A 21,762-nucleotide genomic window follows, 5' to 3' on the forward strand; every position below is an offset into this window, starting at 1 on the left:
AACGTCCGCTTGGTAATAGACGTTTGACACGGCGGCCAATCCAGCAGCTATTGCAATGAATCTTGCTGTGCCCCTGCCGCAACGTTCTTCGCTTTGGCGTACAGGGCAAGAAATCCGAGCATGGCGACGAACGAGAGTACGGAGCCGACCGCATACATGGCGTGCGGGCTCCAGCTGTTGAACACCCAACCGCCGATCGTGCCGCTGAGCAGCCCGGCCAGCCCGGACCACGTAATCGCGAATACCGCCTGGCCACTGGCCCGGAAATGATCAGGGACCACGCTCTGAATGTACCGGATGGTCGTAAACAAAAACACGCCGAACGTGATCGAATGCATCATCTGAATGGCAATGACCCACATCGGGTTATCCACCAGGCTCATGAGCAGGAAGCGTACGGCATAAGCCAGACAGCAGAGCGCCAGCAGCGGCAGCTCCTTCAGCTTGTGCCCGTATTTGCTGAGCAGGAAGAACACCGGAATTTCGCTGAGCGCCGACATCATCCACGACCAGCCGACGACGGACTGGTCTCCGCCGAGCCGCTGCAAGAACAAGGCGAGAAAGCCGTCATTCATCCGGTGGGCGATGGACACCGTCAGTACCGTAAGCAGGAACGCGAGAAACGACCGGGAGCCGACGATCGGGAGAAGCCCGGAAAAGTCCGGCTTTTTCACGTTGGCGTCCCGCGTGTCCGTAAGCAGGAACGACAGCAGCAGGGAGCAGGCAATCGTGCCGAGGCACAGCGCTACGGTCAGACCCGCGCCGTAGCTTTTGAGCAGCTGGCCGAACACAAGGGCGGCGAAGGCGAAGCCGATCGAGCCCCAGACACGGAAGGACGCGTAGCTTTTGCCGTTCCGGCTCACGGTAAGCAGAATCAAGCTGTCGGTCAGCGAGGTCGTCGGCGACTGGAAAAAGAAGAAGGCGGCCATCAACACCATCAGCAGCCCGAACGTATCGGTGTGGAACGTCCAAGCCGCCATCAGCAGCTGCCCGATAAAAATGACGTTCAAAATCTTTTTCACGCTGCGGACCTTGTCGCTGGCCACACCCCAAACTAAGTTCGAGAAGATGCCGATCATCGGGCCGACCGAATACAAAAGTCCGATTTGCAGCGTGGAAAAGCCTTTCGATTGGAAATATAAAGGAAAGAACGACGTGATTACGGCCATCGTCATGTAATACGTAAATGTAAAGCTGCGCAGCACGACCTCGTTGCGCGGAGGTTTGGACATACTCATAAGCTTTCACTCGATTCGTTATTTTTTCGGTTCGTGGCCGGCAGCGGCCTCGGAATGGCTTCGTCCGCCCGCAGAGCCGAGCGCAGTACGGCCCAGACGACTGCCGCTTCCGCCGCGACGCCGAGCGATTGGGCCAGGGCGCCGATCATCCCGTTCCAGCCGGGAGTCCGGGCGACGCACAGCACAAGAACCAGCAGCGTAACGCACACGTTTGCGGCTTGAGACCAGACCATCACCTTGGTCTGACTGCGCAGCATCAGCAGTCCGTTGCCGAAATCAAGCCACGGGAACACGAACGTCATCAGCATAAAGACGCGGAGCGTCGACAAGCTCGCCTGCATCAACCGCTCGTTAATGCCCATCACGTGCTGCATGAACCACGGGCCGGCCGGCGTATAAGCGAGCAAGGCGATCAGCAGGCTCGGGATGAGCGAGAGCAGCAGGGTGAAGCGGACCACGGAAGCCGCATCCTTGCGGTAAAAGTTCAGCACAATCTGATGTATGTAGGAGAAAAAGCTTTGCACCAGGTTCGTGAGGCTGGCGGCGATCGCAAACGAGGCGATGGCGAGCTTCAAGTCACTCGTTTTTCCGAGAAAGGCGTTGATCGCCGGTCCCGAAATGACCGCAATGACCGACGAGAACAGCAGCGGCCGGTAAAACCGGAACACCTGCGAAGGCTTCTCGATCGGATGGTCCGGCTGCTTCTCCGGAATTTCGTTTTTTAACAAAGCCCTGCCTTCCCAGAGGCTCACGGCGGCTTCGATGACCATGCCCGTCAGGAAGATGACTGCGCCGACCGTTCCGCTGGTGACGCCCGTCCGTATAAAATAAAGCGAGAGCGCGTACATTCCGGCAAGCCGGATCGCCATGCCGATCGTCAGCCATTTGGTCCGCATGTTGTAAATAATAACGCCGTGAAACATGCAGCGGATTCCCGAAAAAATGCTGACGAACATCAAGACGCGGTACACCTCCACCATCGGCTTGACCATCGCGGCGTCGACCCCGAACAAACGCAAAAACACCCACGGTCCTACGGGGGTGTAGCTGATGAATGCGCCGATGAGGAAAATGGCCCCAAGAACATAAAGGCTGACCGCCGTCAAAGCGCGGAACGAGAGGCGGTCGCGCACCAAAGCGGAGCATGTCTGCCGCAGCAGCACCGCCGGTCTCTCGGTAATGCCCAGAATGCTCATCGGCAGGGCGTAGCTTGCGATGACAATCTCGGGAGAGGCCGCGCGCGCCAGCGTGCTGTTAATGATAACATGGGAGATCGTTACAAGGCTCGCCGACATTCCGAGGGGAACAAAGAAGGCAAGCAGCTGCCGAAACGTAATGCGGGTTTGCTGCAGATCGTTCATGTTGACTTCCCTCTTTTCACATGCCAAACATTATAACATGGATAGGGGAGTCAAGGGAGAAAAATTTACGTACCTACTGGAAGCGGCTCATCGTTCGTGATACATTTATATAGATAAAACGGATCGATCAAACGGTGCGTCCCTTTTGCATAATCGAGAAAAGGTGAGAAAGGTGGAAACGGAGATGACATACGCGTTTGAACTCGACGAACGTCTCGGCATTCCGCTGCCCCGTCTTGAACAGGACTTTGAGGACTATAGCCAGCAGGAACAAGCGGAGATGCTTCTGCGCTGGGAAGAAATCCGCGGCGGCATTCCCGATCGGATCAAGCAATTGGAACGGGTCATCATCGCGAAGCAGGAGCAGCTCAATGTGGAAGAGCATTTTCCGACGTCCTGCCGCTTAAACAGCGAAATCGCCGATCTGGCCAGCACGATCAACGAGCTGCACTTATGGTTTCGGGTTCATCAGGACATGCCGGATCGTGCGGTTCATCACTGATTGCGCGGCCCATTACCGAATATAATGGGGGGAACCCCGATGCATGCAAAGAGCTATGGATTGGCAACACGCTACGCAGAAGGAGGTTGTAAGCTTGAGTTGGACCGATAGTCTAAACAGACTCGCAGCGCAGCTGACGTCGCATAAACCTTCGCTGTATCCCGACGAAGAGCTTGACGACTTGGCCGATATCAAGATCGGAAAGCTGTCGCTGGACGCCTTCGAAGAGGAACGAAAAGCCTATGCGCTCACGGTAAAAGCGGGGCTGCATTTGTTTAACGAGAGCCTGGAGAAATCGCATGCGCTATCCCAGGAAATTCATAATCCCGCCGGCAGCTACTGGCACGGAATCATGCACCGGATGGAAGGCGATTATCCTAACGCCGCCTATTGGTTTCGCATGGCGCGCAGCCTGCCGATTTATACGGAGCTCGCCGAGCGGGCCTACGGTTATGTGCGGACGGCAGACCTGCAGGGCATTACAAATACGGCGTTCAGGGAACGGCTGGAGGAGTGGGCATCCGGGTCCGGTTGGGATCCCTGCGCGTTCAACGAGCTGATCGAGCGGCACGTCACCCGGGTACGGGACGAGCAGGCCGAGGAGCTGCTGAAGCATATCCAATGGATTGAGATGCGCCTGCTTCTCGAATACGGCTATGTCCAAAGCGGAGGCGGAGGAACGTTGCTTGAGTCGCCGTAATTCGTCAGCCGATGTGCCCCAACGCCCGATTGGACTTATGCTGCGCGTGTATCGCTATGCGCTGCCGGAGGTGCGGGAGCAGCTTCGCCACTGGCGGGATAAAGCCGAAGCGATGCCCGATCCCGAGCTTCGGAAGCAAGCGATCGCGAGCATGACCAGCAAGCAGTTCCACTGCGAAGGCGGCTCGGTCTATGCCGTAGCGAATCTGCCCATGCGTCATGTGCTCATTCCCCTGATCGTCGCTTTCCAGACGATCAGTGATTATTTGGATAACTTGTGCGACCGGAGCACTTCGCTTGATCCCGAGGATTTTCGGCGTCTGCATCAATCGATGCTTGATGCGGTCGATCCGGCGGAGCCGCTGCACGATTATTATGAATTCCGGGAAGAGAAGGACGACGCCGGTTATTTGAACGAGCTGGTCAAGACATGTCAAGCCAGTCTCCGACTGCTGCCTTCTTATCCGCTTGCGGCGGATTCGGTGCGCGAGCTTGTCGGTCTGTACTGCGATCTGCAGGTGTATAAGCACATTCACCGGGAGCTGCGCGAGGATGCGCTGCTGTCTTGGTGGGAGAAGCACCGGGGACGGTTTCCGGCGGTCGCGTGGAATGAATTTGCCGCGGCTACGGGATCGACGCTTGGCGTTTTCATGTTGTTTCTGGCTGCTTCCGATCCGAAGCTGCAGCCGGAAACGGTCCGGCAAATTCACGAGGCGTACTTTCCGTACATTTGCGGACTTCACATTTTGCTTGATTATTTGATAGACCAAGAGGAAGATCTGGCCGGCGGCGATCTTAATTTCTGCAGCTACTACGATAATATGGATCGGACCGTCGAACGCATCGCCTTCATTGTAGAGGAGGCGAAGAGCAAGTCGGAACAGCTCGAGCATCCGGGATTTCACCGGATGATTATCGAAGGATTGCTGGCGCTGTACTTGTCTGATCCTAAAGTCAGCAAGCAGCGGCAAGTGAAGACGATATCCCGGAAGTTGATGAAGGACAGTCCGCTGATGCGCTTGTTTTTCTTCATTAACAGTATTTGGATCCGCAAAACCTCTTGATTCTATATACAATTAAAGAGACAGTCAAGATGACGAGGAGGAACCACCATGTCTGTAAAAAAAATTGCGGTACTCACGAGCGGCGGCGATTCCCAGGGGATGAACGCGGCCGTTCGCGCCGTCGTGCGCAGCGGCTTGTATCACGGTCTTGAAGTATTCGCCGTACAGCGCGGATACTCCGGGCTGATCAACGACGACATCCGCGAGATGGACCTTCGCAGCGTCGGCGACATCATTCAGCGCGGCGGAACGATTCTGCAAACGGCACGCTGTAAGGAGTTCGTCACGCCGGAAGGACAGCAGCTCGCTGCGGACAACCTGCGCAAGCGCGGAATCGACGGGCTCGTCGTCATCGGCGGGGACGGCTCCTACCAAGGGGCGAACAAGCTGAGCAAGCTCGGGATTAATACGATGGGGCTGCCGGGAACGATCGACAACGACATCCCGTTCACCGATTTCACCATCGGGTTTGATACGGCGGTCAGCATCGTTGTGGATGCGATCAATAAGATTCGGGATACGATGAGCTCTCATGAACGCTCGTCCATTGTCGAGGTCATGGGCCGCCACTGCGGAGATATCGCCCTCTATGCCGGCCTGGCCAGCGGAGCGGAGACGATTCTGGTGCCCGAGGTGCCGTACGATCTGGACGAAATCGCCAATCGCATGACGGAAAACTTCTCCCAAGGAAAGCGTCACAGTATTATTATCGTGGCCGAGGGCGTAGGCAAAGGGGAAAATATTTCGGCGGAAATTATGAAGCGCAACGGAATCGAGCCGCGGGTGACCGTGCTTGGACATATTCAGCGGGGCGGTACGCCTACGCACAACGACCGGATTTTGGCGAGCAGCCTCGGCGATTTTGCCGTACGCCAGCTGATCGAAGGATATTCCGGCAAGTCATGCGGAATGATCAAAGGCGAGCTTGTTGCGACCGATATCGATACAGTCGTGAATACCAAAAAACAATTCAATATGGAATTATACGAGCTTTCGAAACGGTTATCCCAATAAAAGCACAAAAAACATGCAGTCTTCCGTGGGCGGAAGGCTGCATGTTTTTTTCATACGTTAGGACTTATTCCGAGTCCCGGGCTAACGCGGCCACAATTTCAGCGGTAGGACGGTTTCCTCTTGCCGCATACCGAATCGTGCCGTCCCGGCCGATGACATAGACGATGCGCTGCTGCCCAAGCAGACCGAATAACGTCTGGCCCACATCGTACAGCTGGCGGATCGCCTCTCCGGAGTCGGTGACAAGCGGAAAATCGTAGCCGAACTTTTGCGAGAACTGCCGGTGCTCTTCGAGCGAACCGGGATTGACGCCCAGCACCAGCGCATCATAATCGGCATACTGGGCTTTGGAATCGCGCACGGCGCAAAGCTGCTTCGTACAGATGGGCGTGTTGTCCTTCGGATAAAATATAAGCACGATGGGCCGTTTCCCCAAGTGATCGGTTAACCTTACCGCACCTTGCGTGCTTTCTGCGGCAAATGCCGGAGCCTTGGTCCCGATGGCAAGCAAAAGGCTTCCTCCTCCTATGATGACGAAGTACATTAGTTGTATTGTAACGAATTGCTGCCGGGGGAACAAGGCATAGACATGCTCGCGGACGCTACAGTGAAATATAAAACTCGACCAAATGCTCCCAAAGCTGTTTTCCGGCGTATGACTTGTAGTTCATCTGCGTAGCGCTGCCCATGTAATAAGTAAACGGCTTATTGCTATGTTTGCGGAAGGTCGTTTCATATTCCTTGTATAAGTTATATCTATCGGGCTTGCTTGCGTCACCGTCGATTTCCATGTCAACGCCGATGTTTGCGCTTCGGAGCTTGATATAACTATCGTTGGCAGGAATAATCGGCTTGCCGTCCGTGTAGCTCAAGTACCCGTTTGTTATGCTTTTGTCCACAACCAGCAGCGGTACTTTGTTTCCGTCAAAATAGTAATGCGGCTGAAGCAAAACGACATCGGCGATATTTTCGTTAATGACGTAAGCAAGGCGTTTCAATTGATCGTTATGAGGGGTGACATACGGAGCCCATGCCACATTGAGGCTGCCGTTGTTTTTGGCCCATTGCTTGATCGACCTCATCGTTTTGACTACGGTGTTATCGTTCATGTTGCTTTGCAATGTTTTGGTCCAGTTCGCCCCCGTATATTTCGTGCCGGTGTCGGGGCCGTCCAAATAAATGTTTTCGAAGTTGATATAGACGCCCTTCACATGCTTGTCCCAGTTGGCTTGTCCGACGGCCTTTTTAACCGCATCAAGAAATCCGGTAATGGAGGCATCGTATGTGCTTGCGCTGCTGGTCGAGTTTCGTGACGGGGTGGAGATCCAAAGCTTGGCTTGAGGATTGGCCGCGACGATTTTATTGGCCTGATTGGCGAAATCCGTTACATCCGCTGAAGTTGCGGTCGTTTTGGTCGTTACGATAATGAAATGGTCCGCGCCTTTGGATAGATTGACAATATCCTCGGTCTTGTATTCCGGTTGGTTCGAGCCCGTATAGACCAATACGGATCTCATTTGCAGATTTGAGGAAGCTTGGGCTTCGGTAGTGAGCCCTGCTGCCCCGGCTAACAGAACGGAACAACATAAAAGAGACAGACACCATGCTTTTGCCTTTTTCACAAATGAATTCACTGTTTTCCCTCCGTGATATCATGGTTTATATTTCCATATTATGCATTTTGTTTTGCTTCTTCAAATCTTTAATTTGTCTCTAATTCATTCAAATCGAGAAGCGGCATCACTCTATCGGCACTTGCTTCTTCCGGCCGATTTCGGTAGGATGGGGGAGCGACCCATTTTCATAGAATGGGGGGGCAACTGCGTTGTACATATATAAGCTGGACGTCGAATTGCAGGAGCAGCCCGTCCGTGCTGTCATGAAAGCGAGCGCTCAAAGGCGCAGGTTATGTGATTGAGAGCAAAGAGCAGTAAAACATTAGATGAAGCAAAGGAGCAGTCAAACGATGAAAATTACGATTATTGCGGGAAGCAACCGTAAAGAGGCTACGAGCACGCAGCTGTGCCGATATATTGCGAAGCTGCTGGAAGAGAAACAGTGTCAGGTGACTTTGTTCGATTTGTATGAGAAGCCGCTGCCGTTCTACAATGGGGACCTTGATCAGACGGATGCGAATATCGTTGAGCTGAGACAGCGTCTGCTGGAAGCCGACGGCATCGTGCTGGCGACGCCGGAATATCACGGGAGCATATCTGGCGTCCTGAAGAACGCGCTCGATTTTACCGGCTTCGATCACTTCGACGGCAAGGTGACACTGTCGGTCAGCTCGGCCGGGGGAGCCGTCGGTGTCAGCTCGCTGCAGCAACTGCAGACGATCGTGCGCAACCTGCACGGCATCAACTGCCCGGAATGGATATCCATCGGCGGAGCGCAGCGCAGTTTTACATCGGAGGGCGAGCCGGAGGATGCGAAGACGCGGGAGCGCGTGCTGAAGACCGTCGGCTATTTCGCACAAATGATTTCGACGTTTCGGAAATAATCGGGAATGAAAGGGGAGTGAGATCGCCGTGGCGGCGATATTACAGAACGATTGGGCTCCTTTGCTGGAAGACCAGTTTCAGGCACCTTATTATCACCGGCTGAGATCGTTTTTGAAGCAGGAGTATGCCACGCGTACGGTATACCCGGATATGCACGATATTTTTAATGCCCTTCATTATACTTCTTATGCGGATACCAAAGTGGTCATTCTCGGACAAGACCCGTATCATGGCCCGGGACAAGCGCACGGTCTGAGCTTCTCGGTCAAGCCAGGAATCCCGGCACCGCCTTCGCTGCAAAACATATTCAAAGAGCTGCAAAGCGACCTTGGCTGCTCGATCCCGGATAACGGCTGCCTGGTGCCTTGGGCCGAGCAGGGCGTGCTGCTGCTGAACACAGTGCTTACCGTACGGCAGGGCGAAGCGCATTCGCACAAAGGGCAAGGCTGGGAGACGTTTACCGACCGTGTCATTTCGCTGCTAAACGAGCGGGAGAAGCCGATCGTGTTCGTACTCTGGGGAAACCCGGCCCAGCAAAAAATGCAGCTCATTACCGAGCGGCGCCACTTCATCGTGCGGTCCGTTCATCCGAGCCCGCTATCGGCGCATCGCGGCTTTTTTGGCAGCCGGCCGTTCTCGCAGGTCAACGATTTTCTGCGGAGCATCGGCAGCGCGGAGATCGACTGGCAGCTCCCGAATCTGGGCGTGCAAAGCCGCAGCAGCGGCACGGCCTGACCTTTTTTACAAATGTAAAAGCCCGCTCCTTTCGATGTGGAAAGGAAGCGGGCTTTTCGCTTATCTCGCAGGCGAGGCTTTTTACTTGTAATCGACATCCGGCGTGTACGTATTGACGGCGTTCCATAGCAGGAACTCTTCGGTGCCGTTATCTTTCAGCGCACGGATTTGCTCTTCAATCTCTTTTTTGCCGTAACGGACGTGACCGGGAACCCAAGTGGCGGTGAAATCTTGAATCCATGGCCGGACGACCGGCTTCAGCGATTGCAGCGGATCTAGCTTCTTGGTGGTATCCTTCATCGCCCCGTTGATCGTTACGTAGGGTGCGGCATCCGGCACCTTGGCTCCGAACCAACCGTTCGAATAGTGGCTCGGATAAATCATCGGGCAGATGACGTCGACGTTCTGGGATATTTTCTGGAAGTCTTGGCCGATGCCTTCGGCGGCCGGTACGGAAGCGGCGTAGCCGAAGATATCAACCGATACCCGGACTCCCAAAGGGGTGAGCTGCTCCCGGGCGTACTTCACGAATTCGGCAACCGCTTCGATGCGGGAGCGCTCGTCTTTATCGTACTTTAGCGTATCGGCCCGCTTCTCGAAGCCTTCCGGGAACCGGACGTAGTCGAACTGAATTTCCTTGAAGCCTGCCTTGGCCGCTTCTTTCGCAATTGCGATATTGTAGTCCCACACTTCTTTCTTGTACGGGTTCACGAAGCTGTCCGGCGGATTTTTGCCGTTGCCCCAGAGGGAGCCGTCCGGATTTACAAAAGACAGATCAGGCCGTTTTTTTGCCAGAACGGTATCTTTGAATACGACGATGCGGGCAATCGGGTATACCTTGTGCTCCTGCAGTGTGCTCATCAGCTTCGGCATGTCGGTAATAATTTTTTGCGTCGTGTCCATCGCATTCAGTTCGGGATTGCCGGTATCGTACGTTATGTACCCCCAGTCGTCCTTCAAGTCGATGACCATCGAATTCAATTCGGTATCGTCCATTAGCTTCAGCAGCGTATTCATACGCGAGCCGCCTGCGCTGTGCGCCGTGACGTAAATGCCTTTGACCTTCGGCGCATCTTTCTGCGGGTCCTTCTTGTCCACCGGAGTCAGTCGGTCGAACAGATTCCCGTCGGGGGAAGGCTGCTGGGCGACGGCAGTTTTGGAATCGATCGAAGCTTGGGCCACCTGCTCGAATGTCGCATCGGGATGATCGGCGCTGACGCCCCCCCAGGCCATGAGGAACGCGGCCAATAAAAGTTCCATGGATCAGTCTCTCCTTGCTAGTTTGATATCTACCATTATAATAAAAGAGTCGGCAATCCGATAGAGAGCTTTGATAGTTTTTAAACGACACCTCAAAAAAGGACCGATATCCGGATGAACAAACAAATCTGGACGCTGCGGGGGCTAAACTTCTCCTACTATGCGACCACTGCTGTCCTCTTGCCGTTTCTGCCCATTTACTTCGAAGGAAAAGGCTACTCTTCCTCACAGATCGGGCTGCTTATGATGATCGGGCCGTTTGTGACGATCTTCGCCCAGCCGATTTGGGGATATTTGAGCGACCGTTACCAGACGCTAAAGCTGATCATCTTCGGGTTGTGGGTCATGACGGTATTGTCGAGCATCGGCATTTTCGAGACGAGCGGGTACACCCTCGCGCTGCTCTTTACACTGCTGCTGTATTTCTTCATGCAATCATCGGTGCCGCTGCTCGACACGGTGTCGATTAAATCCGCGCTGCAAGCCGGGAAAAGCTACGGTTCGATCCGGATGTGGGGCTCGATGGGATTTACATTGCTGGCGCTATCGTCCGGTTATATATTGGACGCTCTAGGCGGGATGAACAGCATTCCTTATGTATATTGGAGCATCTGGGTGCTGCCTTTCGTGCTGCTCGTATTTCTTAAAGACGAGAAAGGAACGGGAGAGCGCATTTCTCTTAAGGCGCTGGGCAGCTTGTTCGGAAACAAGCCGTTCTTGTGGTTTCTGCTGCTGATCTTCATACTCATGGTGCCGCACCGGATGAATGACGGGCTGTTTGTCCTGTACTTGAAGGATTTGGGGGCTACGGATTCGATGGCCGGATGGGCTTGGGCGCTTGCGGCCGGGGCGGAAATTCCGACATTTGCGCTGCTCGGTCGTTATATGCACCGGTTTCACGAACTGGCGCTGCTGGGGATCGTCGCAGTGCTGTACACGATCCGCTGGCTGTTGTACGGCTGGATATCGGACCCGTCCGTTTTGATGTTATTACAAGCAACGCATTGTATGACGTTCGCCGCCTTTTGGATCGTTTCGGTGCAATATGTCGTTCGGCTCGTGCCGCAAGAGCTGCAATCTACGGGCCAGTCGATGCTATCCATGGTGTTTCTGGGGCTTGCGGGCATTGCCGGCGGATCGGTCGGAGGCTGGATCAAGGATGAATGGGGCGGCTCGTACATGTATTACATGGGAGCGGGAATGGCTTCTATCGCAGCGGTGCTGCTGCTTGGTACCCATGCGTATTACCGCAAAAAAAACCATCCGTCCTGATCGGACGAATGGTTTCATCGTACTGCAATTATTTATTCGCTGTCGGCTGAACGGGTTCGCTTGCCGACGAAGCCGCTGGAGCCGCCAATTCTTTTTTCGGGGCTTCGGGCTCCGGAGGATTATCGTCGGAACGGCCGCCGTTGCCTGACGTTGCATCTTTAAATTCGCGGAACATTTTGCCGAAACCGCGTCCGAGCTCCGGAAGCTTGTTCGGTCCGAACAAAAGCAGAGCGACGAGAGCGATCAAAATGATGTGCCAAGGGGATAATGCTCCCATAGTGTAAGTACACCTCCGAAATGGTATGATTTAATCATACCATTTATTTAATTGTACTATAACACATTTTTGTTACAAAAAGACAACGATTTTAGGGCAGTCCTAAAAAAATTTAAGAAAATAAATCAGGCCTCGTGTTCGTTCAAAAAGGTAAGTCGCACTTCTTTCAAATTCATCAGCGCCGTGCCGGTTATCGTAATCGGCTTGACCGTTAGCGTATAGGTGCCGGGTACGGGAATGCGCGCCGTTCCAAGCTCGTCGCTTCCGAAATCGTACCAACCCCCTGTCGGGTGCACCATTCCTTGGAGCCGCTGGCCGCACAGCTCTACGTGATACGTTCCCCCGGCTTCGCCTTCCGCTGCTCCGTAAACGATCGTTACCCGGCAAGTTCCAGGCGTTTCTGCGCGAAACGTCCACTGGATACTGTCCGTGGGATTAACCCAGTTTGTTACGACGTCGCGGTCTCTTTTGCCGGTATCGTAACGCAGCTCGCGACCTTGGATGTCGCCGTCGAAGGCGCCGAACCGGTTGACATAATCGTGCTCCAGCAGCCGTTTCATCGGATTGGCGTCAATCGCACCTTCGTATTCGACAACGACTACGGTGACATTCGGGTTAAGCGGCTCGGCAGGCACCTCGATTAACGCGTCCTCTGCGTTCAAGCGGTTATGGGCGAGTGGGCGCCGCTCTGGATCGGCTAGCAGGTAAGCGCTCAAGACGTCGTTGCGCAGCCCCGGAACGACGAGCCGCCCGCTCGCAGGCCATTCGAATACGTGCAGATAGAGGAGCCCGTCCTTTGTCGTGCAGCGCCCCCACTGAGGCTTGCCAATCGGGCTTCCGGTCGTCCCGTATACGCTCTCGCCGTTCGTTTTCATCCATTGTCCGAGTTCGTGCAAAATATGCTTTGACGGTTCGTCGAATTCGCCTTCTGGTGTCGGACCTACGTTCAGCAAGTAGTTGCCGTTCAAGCTGAACACATCGATCATGTTGTGGAGAATGCTAGTAACGGATTTCCAGTTGTGATCCGTTTTCTTGTAACCCCATGAATCATTCATCGTGTGGATCGATTCCCAGTCTTTGCGGTTGATCCGGATGTGCAGCTGATTGTCGCCGGAATTGCCGTAATCCCCGAAGCCGTCCCGGCGCACGCGGCGGTTCACCAGACAATCCGGCTGCAGGCTGCGGACCGTATCGACAAACCTTTGGCCTTGCTCGTCGGTCACCTTATGCCCGCAATCGAACCATACGATGGGGACGTCGCCATAGCCGGTCAGCAGCTCCCGGACTTGCGGAAACGCCTTTTCCTCCAAATACCGCTCATACCGCGTAAATTTGTCCTCATCGTTCACCCACGATTCCAACGAGTCCCATGCCCCGATATTGTTCGGATAGTCATGCGTGTTGCCCTGGGAATCGGGGTGATGCCAGTCCATCGAGTGGGAGTAGTAGAAGCACAGCTTGATTCCTTCCTTGCGGCAAGCCTCCGCTAATTCTTTCATCGGGTCGCGGCTGAAAGGGGAGCGCTTAACGATATTGAAATCGTCTGCGGCCGAATCGTATAAAGCAAAGCCGTCGTGATGCTTCGCCGTGATCACGATATATTTCATACCGGCATCCTTGGCCGCGCGCACCCAGGCCTCCGCATCGAAGCGGACCGGGTTGAACGCTTCCGCGAGCCGCTCGTATTCCTTCACCGGAATTTGTCCACGCAGCATAATGTGCTCTCCGTAGGCGCCCGGCACCGTCCGTCCTTTCCAGACGCCGCCCAGCAGCGAATACAATCCCCAGTGGATGAACATCCCGAAGCGCGCCTCCCGCCACCAAGCCAGCCTGTGGTCCTGCAGCTCTTCCTGCGGAAAGGGCGGGTTCGTCCGATCGGCCGCTTCCGCTTCCGCATTATCCATGTACATATCCCGTTTGATCATCGAGAAGCCTCCATCTGTTCGCGGTTCGTCGGTACCGCGTTGCTTACTCCCATTGTACCCGGCATATGTTATAATCCCTATGGATGCGGTTAACGCTTATTTGTACGAAATGAACCTTTTTATCGAACCGTCAAGTTACGCTTTTCGAGGTGCTGCGATGTCTAACAACGAACCGGATTTCTCACTGCTCAGCCATTTGTTGAAGGATATGAAGACAGAATTGCTGAACGCAAGATGGAGCAAATGCAATCCCGACTGGATTCAAAAGCCGTTCACCCCCGCGTACAGCAAAATCTATTACATCTGCGAAGGGGAAGGGCGAATGACGGTCGGCGGGCAGGAGCTGTTTCCCCTGCCGGGGCAGCTTGTTTTTGCTCCGGCCGGGCTGGTGCAATCGTTCTCGGTTATCGATCCGGCACAGACGTATACGATGTATTGGTGCCATTTTACGTCCGACTTGAATTGGACAGGGTTATTTTCGTTGTTTAAGCTGCCCTATTGTTTGACGGCGCAGGAGCCCTCTGAAGCGATTGCCTTGTTCGAGAGGCTGGCGGACGAGCATAACGCGAAGAAAGGACCGGCTAGGTCGATCCGGATCGAGGCGGCTCTGCTCGGCGTCATTGCCTGTTATCTGGAGCAGGCGGTGTTGAGACAGAAGGAGCAGGCGGGCCTGTCATTCCGTCACAGCAAGCTTGGCGAGGTGCTGGACTACATTGACGCGCATTTGGCCGAGGAGATAACGATTGCGGAACTGGCCGACATCGTGCATCACCATCCCAATTATTTTGTGCGCTTCTTCAAGCGCCAGCTCGGGACGACACCGATGACGTACATTTACGAGCGCCGGCTCGAAAAAGCGAAGCAGCTCATCGGTTCGACCGACATGACTATCGGCGAGGTGGCGCAAGCGACAGGCTTTCACGACCTGTTTCATCTATCCAAAAACTTCAAAAAATCCGTCGGCATCGCACCCACGGAATACCGCAGCTTGTCCCGCGGCTTGCAGCTGCCTTCCGAATAGGGGCATAAAACAAGACCGCTCTTCCTGCCACCGTACAGGCGGCCGAAGAGCGGTCTTATACATGTTATGACGCTTTACTCCTTCAATGAAGGAAGGCGTCCCTTTGATGTTCCGAAATGCTGTATTGAATAATTTCCATGGCATCCTCTGTTTCGAGAGCTTCCAGCCCGTTGCGCAGCACGATCTCCGATTCGAGCTCACGTTTCTTAAGGAATGGATACAGCTCCGGCGTCAGCCTCATGACAATGGTTGCCAACTTTACGGTTTCCACAAGCATCACCCTTCCCGTCATCTGTTGTTTAGAGATCAGGACTTACGAGTAATTCAGGTTAAGCCTTGGAAAAACGGTATGAAATTACTCTTCAATTATAGCATAATGCTGAAGGTCTATGTACCGGAAATTTTGCTTAATTGCCGGGTTCGCTTCGATCGGAGCGGCGGAACAAACCCATGACGCCAACGGTCTCGGTGATATTGACGAAAGCCTGCGGATCCCATTGGCGCACCAGGTTTTGCAGTTCGTTCAATTCGTAGCGTGTCGTCACCGTCATCAGCATATGCTGCGGCTCCTTCGTATATGCTCCTTCGGTATCGATGACCGTGACGCCGCGCTTGAGCTTCTGCATTTTTTTCAGGAGCAAATCTTTTTTCTTGGTGATGATGAAGACGGTTACCTTCAGATGCCGGATATGAATCGTATCGATGACTTTGCCTGTAATGAACATGGACAGCATGGAGTACAGGGCCAAGTCCCAGTTGTTTTTGAACAAGCCGAGCGCCACGATCACAATGCCGTTCAGACCGAACAGAGACGTGCCCAGAGAAAAATCCCGTTTGCGCGTGAGGATGGAAGCGATGATGTCAAAGCCGCCGGTCGATCCGCCCACCCGCATCGAAATGCCGGTTCCGAGCCCGACCAGCACCCCCCCGGCAACGGAAGAGATGATTAAATCTTTGCTGACGGTCATCAGGGGGATCAGCTGCATGAACCAAGTGGTTAATATAACCGAGACGACGCTCAAAATAATAAATTTGCGCCCGAGCGTCAGCAGTCCCCAGATCAGAAGCGGCGCATTAAAAATAAGAAACAAAAGCGAAATATTCCAATCCGTAAAATAACCGACCAGCATGGATACGCCCGAAATGCCGCCGCTGAGCAATTGATGAGGAATCAAGAACAGGTTGAAACTCGACGCGATCAGAGCCGCGCCAAGAAGACAGGCGATTAAAGAACCGGTCCAGGAACGTTGAAGCTGAAACATGAATGCACCTCCCGCATGCTTTTAGTATGAAGCGTTTTTACCGTTTTGAACCCCCGAAAGCCGAAAAAGAGCCAAGCTTCCCTTGGTTAAGGGAAAGCTTGGCGGTCTTATTTGCGCTTGAACGATCCGGAACGCGAGCTTGTGCTCGGTTTCGAGGAACCGGAGGAAGGCGTCTTATAAGTCGGTTTGGAGCCGTCACTCTTTCTGGCCGAATCCCCTACGGACGAATTGCTCTTCGGTGGAGTGCCGGTTTGCGGATTCGACGGTGTGGTACTTTGGGAATTTGACGGCGTTGTGGTCTGCGGATTCGACGGCGTCGTGGAAAAGCTTCCCTTGCGGTCCGACGTCGAAGGCTGCGGCTTGGTCGTCGAGCCTGTCGAGCCCGCCGAACCCGGGTATGGGACGGATTGATACCTGCCGTAATCGTTATAACGTTTGCTTGACGTGTATCCCTTGTAATCATAGCCCGTGCCGCGGCTGTTGTTGAACCATCCGCCGCCGAACAGGGATTGCAGCAGCGTTGCCGCAACATAGCCCTGAAGAAACGAGGAGCTATAGTTTTCTTTGGCGTATTGGATAGAATCGACCTCGACCAAGGTGGTTCCTTCGGTGTTCGGGTCCTTCTGTACGTTGACGATTTTATTATCGTAGACCAGGAACATCCGTTCTTCCGAATCCTTGCTCATTTCGGTCGGCTTTTCCTTATCTGCGATTTCCTTGGCGACGGTCGGCACGTCTTTTCCCGCGACGGAATAAATTTTAGCCGTGCTTTTTCCTTGCCCTTGAACGTCAATTAACGAATAGTTGTCTTTAATGTAGTTGCCGGCGTCGCCGCAAGCGGCCAGCAACGTAAATACCAGCAGGATGGCAATCCATTTGGACAATTTGTTGATCATGCGGCGGTCACCTCCGTTTCAAGCTGTTTATGAATCCGATTAGGAAATGAGAACTAACGGTCATCGGGTACCCTTCATAAATTTAATTTGTCCCGCCGGTGTCGGGGAGCCCTCCATGGCGACATACTTTCCGTCCTGCCATTGCAGGAAGAAGTAACGGTTCTCCGAACCGAAATAGCGCCAGAACATGACCTCATCTCCTGCGCGGAAATCGGTGTTCCCTTCGACACGCACCGTATCCGTGCGGTTATGCTCCATATGATAAGTTACTTCGCCGCCGACGTCGAGCACGGACGGCACGTCGTTCGGATCGTCAAGCGAGCCTTCCACAAATTCGCATAAAAAACATTCGTACGTGCGCCCTTTTTCCACAAGCAGACATGATATATGCTTGCCGTTTTGCAGATAATATGCAAAGCGGTGCGGCGCAAACCCGCGGTCAAAATAAACGGCCTTCCCGGATACGACATATTCTTCAAGGTCTACGTTAAGAATATCGCCGACCATCGTTTCCTCCAGCGGATTCGTTGGCTTCACTTCCGGCTCCGGATTGTTGCTTTTAATAATTGAACCGACTCGTTTCCATATGGACATGGGCATTTCGCTCCTTTTCAAAATCGACGAATATAATTATTATATACGATATTCGGCGAATTTGGGTTTCAACTTTGAACAATTCTGGAATATGGCTGCAGGGTATGGTATACTACTAAAGATATTCTTAAGTACGGCCTTGACTGTTCATATTGACACGGGTTGGAAGGTGTTTCATGAAGAGATTAAAAATAGAAGATAGGAGCGCACTTAAGGGTATAGACAAAGAACCCTAGAACAAAGGAGATTGAAATCATTTGAAAACTTTCAGTGAATTCGGCTTAGAGCCAAAGGTACTTCGCGCAATTACGGAAATGGGTTTCGAGGAGTCGACGCCGATCCAGGAAAAAGCCATTCCGGTAGCGATGGAGGGTCGCGACCTTATCGGCCAAGCGCAAACGGGAACAGGGAAGACCGCAGCATTCGGTATTCCGCTTATTAACAAAATCGACATTAAAGAAGAGCGTATCGTCGCTTTGATCATGTGCCCGACACGTGAATTGGCAATCCAGGTAGCGGAAGAGATCGAGAAGCTGGGACGCTTCAAGGGCATCCGCTCCCTGCCGATTTACGGCGGTCAAGATATCGTAAAGCAAATTCGTGCGCTGCGTAAAAAGCCGCAAATCATCATCGGTACGCCGGGCCGTCTGCTCGACCACATCAACCGTAAAACCATTAAGCTGGACGACGTGCAAACCGTTATTTTGGACGAGGCTGACGAAATGCTCGACATGGGCTTCATGGAAGACATCCAATCGATCCTGAAGCTTGTGCCGGATGAGCGGCAAACGATGCTGTTCTCGGCGACGATGCCGATCAACATTCAGAAGCTGGCTCAGCAATTTTTGAGCAATCCGGAGCACGTATCCGTCATTCCGAAGCAAGTTAGCGCGCCGCTGATCGACCAATCCTACATCGAGCTTCACGAGCGCCAGAAATTCGAAGCGCTCTGCCGCTTGATCGATATGGAAGCGCCGGACCTTGCGATCATCTTCGGCCGGACGAAGCGCCGGGTCGACGAGCTCTCGGAAGCATTGCAGAAGCGCGGCTATACCGCAGAAGGTCTGCATGGGGACCTGTCCCAAAATCAGCGTGACAACGTAATGCGCAAATTCCGCGACGGAAGCATCGACGTACTCGTTGCAACCGACGTAGCGGCTCGCGGTTTGGACGTATCGGGCGTTACCCACGTTATCAACTTCGACCTGCCGCAGGACCCGGAAAGCTACGTGCACCGGATCGGCCGTACCGGCCGTGCGGGTAAAGAAGGCGCAGCCTATACGTTCGTTACGCCGCGTGAGATCGACCACCTGCATTTTATCGAGAAAATTACGCGTCACAAAATTTCCCGCAAGCCGATGCCGAGCCTGGCGGAAGCCATTGAAGGCAAGCAAAAAATGACGGCAGAGCGCGTGCTGGAAGCAATGCAAAGCGACGACCACAATCAATATAAAGGTCTTGCGATTTCCCTGCTGGAGCAGCACGATTCCGTTCATCTTCTGGCTGCGGCGTTCAAGCTGCTTACGGGCGAGAAGAAAGACATCGAAATCGAGTTGACACCGGAAGATCCGATTCGTGCGAAGAAAAGAAGACCGGACATCCGCAGCAACGGACGCAGACCGTCGGGCTCTTACGGTACAGCTGGCGGCGCACGTCGCAACGATCGCCCTTATGGCGGTGACCGCGGGGGCTATCGCGGCGGCGACCGCAACCGTCGCGACGGCGGCGGCGGATACCGTGACGGCGGCCGCGATCGCGACTACCGCGGCCGTTCGGACCGTGACAATCGCGGAGGGTACTCCCGTTCTTCCAACCGCTCGAACGAAGAAACACTGGTGTAATAAACAGAAAGCAAGCGCGCCATCTTCAGCGTGCTTGCTTTTTTTTGAGCCAAAAAAAGGCAGGTCATGTACGTACTCGCACATGCCTGCTGTAATACTGCAAGAATTAGACAAAGAAGCTGCGGCTAACGATGACCAGCAGAATGAACAGAACCAAAATAACAGCGGTGGAAGTCCACCATCCTCCTCCTGCGAAACCACCCATAGTGACCAGCCTCCTTCCTGTATTTTACCACTAGAAACAGCATTATCCGGACGGATAATGGTTCTCATGTGCAAGTAGAGCTCCTCGGCATCCGGCGCGGGTATTCCTTGCTTGCCCATGGGACATTTCCACTTTGCGTACATAACGGATGACCGGGGGCTACTAACTGTGGTTGGTACTTTAGCATATGTTATTTGCAGCATTAGGTATGGACGGCTACCTAGATGGAATGAAATAGGCTATAATAAAGCAATACAGATGAAGGAGGGCATAGGATTTGGAATTTCGAGGAATCATGGGTGGGTTTTACCGTATTTCCGAATGGATCATGAGACTATCGGTAATTAACGTATTATGGGTCATATGTGCCATTCCTTTCTTTTTCCTGGGGCTCGTTTTTTTGCAGTCTCAATCGGCCGATCAGGCACTGCAAACGCTTATATTGATGGCCGTTGTCGCGCCATTCACTATCTTTCCGTCGACGACAGCGATGTTCAGCGTGGCTCGGAAGTGGTTGACCGGGGAAGAGGATGTGCCACTGTTCAAGACGTTTTTCCGAGGCTATAAAGATAACTTCGTCCAAAGCTTGCTTGGCGGTCTGATTTATATTCTGATCGGCGCCATTCTGTACACTAATTTCCAGTTTTATGGGAATCAAATGGGAGCATTTGGCATTTTACGCTTTCTGGTACTATCGCTCACCGTACTGTTGATCATTTCGTTGTTCCATTTCTTCTCGATCCTGTCGCACCTGCACATGAAGATTTTGCAAATCGTCAAAAACGCGCTGTTGATTACGATCGGCAATCCGGTGCGGTCGCTGTCGATGATCGTGTTGAACGGAATCGTCCTGTATGTCAGCTTTAACATGTTTACGTTCCTGATTCCTTTTTTTATGGGCAGCTTGATCGCAGTCGTATCGTTCTGGCACTTTAACCTGATATTCGGTAAGCTGCAGGAGAAGCAACAGGAGCTGGCCGAGAAAGAAGCGGAACAGCAGCGTCTGCAGACGGAAAATTCCGATGATCCGGTGGGGGCCGAAGCGGAGCGCAAGGCGGATAACCCGTAATTTTCCTCCGGTTCCAACAAGAAGAACGGCGCAAAGGTTTACTTTCTCTATGGAGTGGACTATAATAGGAATACAACAAAATCCTGCGATGTGCGTTTCGGTTTTACAGTTGTTTTGAACCAATGACTGTTTCTAGGGAGACCTACATTGAATCGCGGCTGTCATGCCCTCGAAAAGGGACTTCAAAACCGATTCTGCGGACACCCACCTGCGAGAGCGGGTTTGAAACACGAAATCGGACGGCATATGCGGGTTTTTTTGTTGCGTTAAAATGTTAGCGTTCACAATAAAAGAGAGGGATGTTGGAGATGAAGCTCTTTATCGACACAGCCAATGTCGAAGAAATCCGCAAAGCACATGAACTTGGTGTCATCGCCGGTGTTACGACGAATCCGTCGCTCATTGCCAAGGAAGGAAAAGATTTCTTCGAAACGGTGAAGGAAATCATCTCGATCGTCGGAAACCTGCCGATCAGCGCCGAGGTGATCAGCCTTCAAGCTGACGAGATGGTGGAACAGGGTAAAAAACTTGCTGCTCTTGGCGACGGTATTGTCGTAAAAGTTCCAATGACGGAAGAAGGACTGAAAGCGACGAAACGTTTTAGTGAAATGGGCATCAAAACGAACGTGACGCTGATTTTCAGTTCGACGCAAGCTTTGCTTGCCGCACGTGCCGGAGCTACGTACGTGTCCCCGTTTGTCGGACGCCTTGACGATATTAACCAAATCGGAATGAATTTGATTCAAGAAATCAGCGAAATGTTCAAGGTACATAACATCGGCTCCGAAATTATTACGGCAAGCGTACGTACGACGACTCACGTCATCGACGCGGCGCTACTCGGAGCGGATATTGCGACCGTTCCCTATAAAGTAATTCAGCAAATGATCAAGCACCCGTTAACGGATGCCGGCATCGAACGCTTCCTGAAAGACTGGGAAGGCGCCAACCAAAGCACATTCTAACAACAAGCGGGACGATCCTTCGTCCAACGCAAACAGGGCCTGAGCTGCGCCTATGCGGCAG

General features: G+C 53.3%; 23 protein-coding genes and 1 other RNA gene. 12 read left to right on the forward strand and 12 right to left on the reverse strand.

Annotation, left to right across the window (positions count from 1 at the left end; translation table 11 throughout):
- Nucleotides 1–47: 47 nt before the first annotated feature.
- The gene (locus QMG93_RS06885) at nt 48–1,238 is read right to left on the reverse strand and encodes an MFS transporter (protein WP_281934747.1); all 1,191 of its coding nucleotides are present in this window, start codon (nt 1,236–1,238) and stop codon (nt 48–50) included.
- Nucleotides 1,235–2,599, reverse strand: coding sequence for a multi antimicrobial extrusion protein MatE (locus QMG93_RS06890; RefSeq protein ID WP_281934750.1), 1,365 nt, complete (start codon nt 2,597–2,599; stop codon nt 1,235–1,237). The genes QMG93_RS06885 and QMG93_RS06890 overlap by 4 nt, the downstream gene beginning before the upstream one ends.
- Before the next feature lie 184 nt (nt 2,600–2,783).
- On the opposite strand from QMG93_RS06890, the gene QMG93_RS06895 reads away from it, so the two are divergent.
- The 4 genes from QMG93_RS06895 (at nt 2,784) to pfkA (ending at nt 5,878) form a co-directional block, all read left to right on the forward strand.
- Nucleotides 2,784–3,101, forward strand: a complete 318-nt coding sequence (locus tag QMG93_RS06895; protein ID WP_216797866.1) for a hypothetical protein — start codon at nt 2,784–2,786, stop codon at nt 3,099–3,101.
- 94 nt (nt 3,102–3,195) lie between these two features.
- Nucleotides 3,196–3,801: a hypothetical protein gene (locus QMG93_RS06900; protein ID WP_281934752.1), complete on the forward strand. Its 606-nt coding sequence runs from the start codon at nt 3,196–3,198 to the stop codon at nt 3,799–3,801.
- 37 nt (nt 3,802–3,838) lie between these two features.
- A complete protein-coding gene (locus tag QMG93_RS06905) occupies nt 3,839–4,864 on the forward strand; it encodes a tetraprenyl-beta-curcumene synthase family protein (RefSeq protein ID WP_010491453.1) in 1,026 nt (341 codons plus the stop codon).
- 48 nt (nt 4,865–4,912) lie between these two features.
- Entirely contained in the window at nt 4,913–5,878 is a 966-nt protein-coding gene (gene pfkA, locus QMG93_RS06910) for a 6-phosphofructokinase (protein WP_281934754.1), read from the forward strand.
- A 64-nt stretch (nt 5,879–5,942) separates the two neighbouring features.
- On the opposite strand, the gene QMG93_RS06915 is transcribed toward pfkA, so the two are convergent.
- Both QMG93_RS06915 and QMG93_RS06920 read right to left on the reverse strand, forming a co-directional pair.
- Entirely contained in the window at nt 5,943–6,389 is a 447-nt protein-coding gene (locus QMG93_RS06915) for a peroxiredoxin (protein WP_281934756.1), read from the reverse strand.
- A 91-nt stretch (nt 6,390–6,480) separates the two neighbouring features.
- The gene (locus QMG93_RS06920) at nt 6,481–7,512 is read right to left on the reverse strand and encodes a hypothetical protein (protein ID WP_281934758.1); all 1,032 of its coding nucleotides are present in this window, start codon (nt 7,510–7,512) and stop codon (nt 6,481–6,483) included.
- Between the two features lie 332 nt (nt 7,513–7,844).
- Between QMG93_RS06920 and QMG93_RS06925 the strand changes: the two genes are divergently transcribed.
- Nucleotides 7,845–8,378: an NADPH-dependent FMN reductase gene (locus tag QMG93_RS06925; RefSeq protein ID WP_281934760.1), complete on the forward strand. Its 534-nt coding sequence runs from the start codon at nt 7,845–7,847 to the stop codon at nt 8,376–8,378.
- Between the two features lie 28 nt (nt 8,379–8,406).
- Nucleotides 8,407–9,114: a uracil-DNA glycosylase gene (locus tag QMG93_RS06930; RefSeq protein ID WP_281934762.1), complete on the forward strand. Its 708-nt coding sequence runs from the start codon at nt 8,407–8,409 to the stop codon at nt 9,112–9,114.
- Between the two features lie 81 nt (nt 9,115–9,195).
- On the opposite strand, the gene QMG93_RS06935 is transcribed toward QMG93_RS06930, so the two are convergent.
- On the reverse strand, nt 9,196–10,374 hold the full coding sequence (locus QMG93_RS06935; RefSeq protein ID WP_108530018.1) for a putative glycoside hydrolase: 1,179 nt from the start codon (nt 10,372–10,374) through the stop codon (nt 9,196–9,198).
- 114 nt (nt 10,375–10,488) lie between these two features.
- On the opposite strand from QMG93_RS06935, the gene QMG93_RS06940 reads away from it, so the two are divergent.
- Entirely contained in the window at nt 10,489–11,646 is a 1,158-nt protein-coding gene (locus tag QMG93_RS06940) for an MFS transporter (RefSeq protein ID WP_281934766.1), read from the forward strand.
- A 28-nt stretch (nt 11,647–11,674) separates the two neighbouring features.
- Here QMG93_RS06940 and tatA read toward each other — a convergent pair whose 3' ends face one another.
- On the reverse strand, nt 11,675–11,923 hold the full coding sequence (gene tatA, locus QMG93_RS06945; RefSeq protein ID WP_054973572.1) for a twin-arginine translocase TatA/TatE family subunit: 249 nt from the start codon (nt 11,921–11,923) through the stop codon (nt 11,675–11,677).
- Nucleotides 11,924–12,048: 125 nt separating this feature from the next.
- Nucleotides 12,049–13,848, reverse strand: coding sequence for an alpha-L-fucosidase (locus tag QMG93_RS06950; protein ID WP_281934770.1), 1,800 nt, complete (start codon nt 13,846–13,848; stop codon nt 12,049–12,051).
- 157 nt (nt 13,849–14,005) lie between these two features.
- Here QMG93_RS06950 and QMG93_RS06955 point away from each other — a divergent pair, with 157 nt between their 5' ends.
- Nucleotides 14,006–14,869, forward strand: a complete 864-nt coding sequence (locus QMG93_RS06955) for an AraC family transcriptional regulator (protein ID WP_281934772.1) — start codon at nt 14,006–14,008, stop codon at nt 14,867–14,869.
- 82 nt (nt 14,870–14,951) lie between these two features.
- On the opposite strand, the gene QMG93_RS06960 is transcribed toward QMG93_RS06955, so the two are convergent.
- The 4 genes from QMG93_RS06960 to QMG93_RS06975 form a co-directional block, all read right to left on the reverse strand.
- Complete coding sequence (locus tag QMG93_RS06960; protein WP_281934880.1) at nt 14,952–15,146, reverse strand: hypothetical protein; 195 nt, start codon at nt 15,144–15,146, stop codon at nt 14,952–14,954.
- Nucleotides 15,147–15,276: 130 nt separating this feature from the next.
- Nucleotides 15,277–16,131: a YitT family protein gene (locus tag QMG93_RS06965; RefSeq protein ID WP_281934774.1), complete on the reverse strand. Its 855-nt coding sequence runs from the start codon at nt 16,129–16,131 to the stop codon at nt 15,277–15,279.
- A 107-nt stretch (nt 16,132–16,238) separates the two neighbouring features.
- Nucleotides 16,239–17,027, reverse strand: coding sequence for a DUF4247 domain-containing protein (locus tag QMG93_RS06970; protein WP_281934776.1), 789 nt, complete (start codon nt 17,025–17,027; stop codon nt 16,239–16,241).
- Between the two features lie 60 nt (nt 17,028–17,087).
- Complete coding sequence (locus QMG93_RS06975; RefSeq protein WP_216797892.1) at nt 17,088–17,621, reverse strand: DUF4178 domain-containing protein; 534 nt, start codon at nt 17,619–17,621, stop codon at nt 17,088–17,090.
- 257 nt (nt 17,622–17,878) lie between these two features.
- Between QMG93_RS06975 and QMG93_RS06980 the strand changes: the two genes are divergently transcribed.
- Nucleotides 17,879–19,462 (forward strand): DEAD/DEAH box helicase, encoded by a 1,584-nt coding sequence (locus QMG93_RS06980; RefSeq protein ID WP_281934779.1) that lies wholly within the window; start codon nt 17,879–17,881, stop codon nt 19,460–19,462.
- A gap of 106 nt (nt 19,463–19,568) precedes the next feature.
- On the opposite strand, the gene QMG93_RS06985 is transcribed toward QMG93_RS06980, so the two are convergent.
- Nucleotides 19,569–19,667, reverse strand: coding sequence for a sporulation protein YjcZ (locus QMG93_RS06985; RefSeq protein WP_281934781.1), 99 nt, complete (start codon nt 19,665–19,667; stop codon nt 19,569–19,571).
- 277 nt (nt 19,668–19,944) lie between these two features.
- Between QMG93_RS06985 and QMG93_RS06990 the strand changes: the two genes are divergently transcribed.
- From QMG93_RS06990 to fsa, 3 genes are all read left to right on the forward strand, one after another.
- Nucleotides 19,945–20,736 carry a YesL family protein gene (locus QMG93_RS06990; protein WP_281934783.1) on the forward strand — a complete coding sequence of 264 codons (792 nt, stop codon included), beginning with the start codon at nt 19,945–19,947 and terminating at the stop codon, nt 20,734–20,736.
- Between the two features lie 77 nt (nt 20,737–20,813).
- Nucleotides 20,814–20,995, forward strand: a non-coding RNA gene (gene ssrS, locus QMG93_RS06995) — 6S RNA.
- Nucleotides 20,996–21,044: 49 nt separating this feature from the next.
- Nucleotides 21,045–21,701 (forward strand): fructose-6-phosphate aldolase, encoded by a 657-nt coding sequence (fsa, locus tag QMG93_RS07000; protein WP_281934785.1) that lies wholly within the window; start codon nt 21,045–21,047, stop codon nt 21,699–21,701.
- The last annotated feature ends 61 nt before the right edge of the window (nt 21,702–21,762 follow it).

Origin of the sequence: Paenibacillus tyrphae, from assembly GCF_027925525.1 — a bacterium.
Taxonomy (GTDB): Bacteria; Bacillota; Bacilli; order Paenibacillales; family NBRC-103111; genus Paenibacillus_G; species Paenibacillus_G tyrfis_B.

Bases quoted from the DNA above. Each gene is read 5' to 3' on its own strand.
- QMG93_RS06965 (WP_281934774.1), bottom strand. From the start codon at position 16,131: ATGTTTCAGCTTCAACGTTCCTGGACCGGTTCTTTAATCGCCTGTCTT.
- QMG93_RS06960 (WP_281934880.1), bottom strand. From the start codon at position 15,146: ATGCTTGTGGAAACCGTAAAGTTGGCAACCATTGTCATGAGGCTGACG.
- QMG93_RS06985 (WP_281934781.1), bottom strand. From the start codon at position 19,667: ATGGGTGGTTTCGCAGGAGGAGGATGGTGGACTTCCACCGCTGTTATT.
- QMG93_RS06890 (WP_281934750.1), bottom strand. From the start codon at position 2,599: ATGAACGATCTGCAGCAAACCCGCATTACGTTTCGGCAGCTGCTTGCC.
- QMG93_RS06925 (WP_281934760.1), top strand. From the start codon at position 7,845: ATGAAAATTACGATTATTGCGGGAAGCAACCGTAAAGAGGCTACGAGC.
- QMG93_RS06935 (WP_108530018.1), bottom strand. From the start codon at position 10,374: ATGGAACTTTTATTGGCCGCGTTCCTCATGGCCTGGGGGGGCGTCAGC.
- QMG93_RS06975 (WP_216797892.1), bottom strand. From the start codon at position 17,621: ATGTCCATATGGAAACGAGTCGGTTCAATTATTAAAAGCAACAATCCG.
- QMG93_RS06885 (WP_281934747.1), bottom strand. From the start codon at position 1,238: ATGAGTATGTCCAAACCTCCGCGCAACGAGGTCGTGCTGCGCAGCTTT.
- pfkA (WP_281934754.1), top strand. From the start codon at position 4,913: ATGTCTGTAAAAAAAATTGCGGTACTCACGAGCGGCGGCGATTCCCAG.
- tatA (WP_054973572.1), bottom strand. From the start codon at position 11,923: ATGGGAGCATTATCCCCTTGGCACATCATTTTGATCGCTCTCGTCGCT.
- QMG93_RS06940 (WP_281934766.1), top strand. From the start codon at position 10,489: ATGAACAAACAAATCTGGACGCTGCGGGGGCTAAACTTCTCCTACTAT.
- fsa (WP_281934785.1), top strand. From the start codon at position 21,045: ATGAAGCTCTTTATCGACACAGCCAATGTCGAAGAAATCCGCAAAGCA.
- QMG93_RS06905 (WP_010491453.1), top strand. From the start codon at position 3,839: ATGCTGCGCGTGTATCGCTATGCGCTGCCGGAGGTGCGGGAGCAGCTT.
- QMG93_RS06955 (WP_281934772.1), top strand. From the start codon at position 14,006: ATGTCTAACAACGAACCGGATTTCTCACTGCTCAGCCATTTGTTGAAG.
- QMG93_RS06950 (WP_281934770.1), bottom strand. From the start codon at position 13,848: ATGATCAAACGGGATATGTACATGGATAATGCGGAAGCGGAAGCGGCC.
- QMG93_RS06970 (WP_281934776.1), bottom strand. From the start codon at position 17,027: ATGATCAACAAATTGTCCAAATGGATTGCCATCCTGCTGGTATTTACG.
- QMG93_RS06895 (WP_216797866.1), top strand. From the start codon at position 2,784: ATGACATACGCGTTTGAACTCGACGAACGTCTCGGCATTCCGCTGCCC.